We start from the raw sequence: 2,041 nt of genomic DNA on the forward strand, positions 1-2,041 counted from the left end.
AGTCGAGACGGGAACCCGAGCGCCAAAGAGATTTACTTTGAGAGGCGCGATTTATGATCAGAGGCCTTGCTCAAATCATCAACGCGCCCTGGGAGATCCGACCGACAATCAATGCGTGCCGCGTACGGTATCCTCCAGCCGATCGTTGAGCCATCAGCCTCAGCTGCGGGCAGCCAGCCTCGACGCCAGGCCGGGCGAAACAATCAGGATTTTGTTCTGTTCTTTGTTCTGTTCTCGGCTAGGCGTATCGTACTCATCAGCAGGATTGAGATGGCGACCACGATCGTGGAAACAGCCGCAATGACGGGGGTAAGATTAAGGTTGATGTCCTCGAACATTTTTCTGGTGATCGTCTTCCCCCCGATGTCCGAGATGAAAAAGGCAACGGTCGCCTCATCGAACGAGGAGATGAAGGCGAAGACCGCGCCCGTGATGACGCCGGGGGCGATATGCGGCAGGACGATCTCGAAGAAACTCCGACCGCGCCCGGCCCCGCAATTGAGGGCAGCCATTTCGAGTACGGGGTCGAAGCGCTGAAGCGATGCGGAGACGGAGACTACTACATAAGGAACCGTCAACATGGTGTGCGCCAAGAGAAAGCCGAAGAAATTTCCAGTCAGGCGGAGCGGCGAGAAGAACAGATAGAGCGCGATTGCGATGATGATGTGGGGAACGATCAGGGGGCTGAGGGCCAAACCGAGAACGAGCGACTTGCCCGGAAGATCACCCCGGACCAAGGCGACAGCGGCGAGAGTTCCGATGATCGTCGCTGTAATGGTCGTGAAGAAAGCAATACGGAGGCTGAAAAGCGTCGCCGCGATCCAGTCGGGGTCTGTGAAATACTCGACGTACCAATGCAGCGTCAGCCCCGAGGGAGGAAACTCGATATAGGGGGCACTGCCGAGCGAGATCGGGATGACGATCAGCGTGGGCAGAATCAGGAAGAACAAGATGAGGGCAACGACGAGGCCCGCGACGATCTTGCCGAGCGCAAGAGGACGAAACGGGCGCTCTTGGCTGACGGCGATAGTCTCAGACATTGTCGAATCCTCCGAAGGTTGACAGGACCCTGCGGAACATGAAGGTCAGAGCCAGCGTAACCGCAAGAAGAAACGTCGCCAGCGCGCCTGCGAAGGGCCAGTCTAGCAGAACCGTCGTCTGCTGTCCGATTAGGGTCGCCATCATCAGGGTCTCGGGGCCGCCCACGAGGGCCGGCGTGACGTAGAAACCGAGCGCAAGAATGAAGGTCATCAGCGTGCCCGCGAAGACGCCGGGCAGGCTGAGCGGCAGGATCACCTTCAAAAAGGTGGTAAACGCCCCGGCACCAAGGTTTGCTGCGGCCTGGGGTAGTTCCTTTGGAATGCTGCGCAGTGCGCCGTAGATCGGTAGGATCATGATAGGCATCAGCACATGTGTCATGGCGAGGATCACTGTACCTTCAGTATAGATCAGCTTGAGCGGCTGTTCGATGATGCCCGCTTCGATGAGGATGTCGTTGATGACGCCTTTCCGCTGCAGCAGGATGATCCAGGCATAAGACCGAACAAGAACCGAGGTCCATAGTGGGATCAGGACGCAGCCTGCGATCCAGAACACGAGCCTGCCTCCGGCCCGCGCCATTCCGTAGGCAACCGGATATCCAAGCAAGAAGGCGCCCACCGTTGCCGCGAATGCAATCCAGAGCGTGCGCAGCAAAATTTTGAGATAGAGTGGTTCGATGAAGATGCGGGCATAGTTGTGGAGCGTGAAGCTGGGGTCGAAGAGGCTGCCCACCAGCATGCGGCCGACCGGGTAAAGAAAACTGAAGAGTAGCAGCACAAGGAGGGGCAGCAGCAATACAGCGGTCAGGAGCGGGGGGTATCTGCCACCGGTTCCGGTGACGAGGAACAGGCGTGCGAAGCGCGTCGCCAGGGTCGGAGTTGCGGATCCTGCCTCAAGGGTGGTCATTGGCCGTCACCTTTGCCTGAAAACAGATGAATGGCGTTGGCCTGGAACAGGATGTCCACTGTATCGCCGCGTGCGAATGTCGACAGGGCCCTGC

At 58.4% G+C, this 2,041-nt stretch carries 2 protein-coding genes; both read right to left on the bottom strand.

Translation table 11 applies throughout. From position 1 onward, the window contains the following. Positions 1–203: 203 nt before the first annotated feature. Positions 204–1,040: an ABC transporter permease gene (locus M727_RS0132715; protein WP_051505847.1), complete on the bottom strand. Its 837-nt coding sequence runs from the start codon at positions 1,038–1,040 to the stop codon at positions 204–206. Then, positions 1,033–1,947, bottom strand: coding sequence for an ABC transporter permease (locus M727_RS0132720; protein WP_027156028.1), 915 nt, complete (start codon positions 1,945–1,947; stop codon positions 1,033–1,035). The genes M727_RS0132715 and M727_RS0132720 overlap by 8 nt, the downstream gene beginning before the upstream one ends. Positions 1,948–2,041 lie beyond the last annotated feature (94 nt).

It is taken from the genome of Mesorhizobium sp. WSM2561, assembly GCF_000513915.1.
Classification (GTDB): Bacteria; Pseudomonadota; Alphaproteobacteria; order Rhizobiales; family Rhizobiaceae; genus Mesorhizobium; species Mesorhizobium muleiense.

What these genes read in the sequence shown, in the direction of transcription:
- M727_RS0132720 (WP_027156028.1), bottom strand. Translation starts at nt 1,947, where the DNA reads ATGACCACCCTTGAGGCAGGATCCGCAACTCCGACCCTGGCGACGCGC.
- M727_RS0132715 (WP_051505847.1), bottom strand. Translation starts at nt 1,040, where the DNA reads ATGTCTGAGACTATCGCCGTCAGCCAAGAGCGCCCGTTTCGTCCTCTT.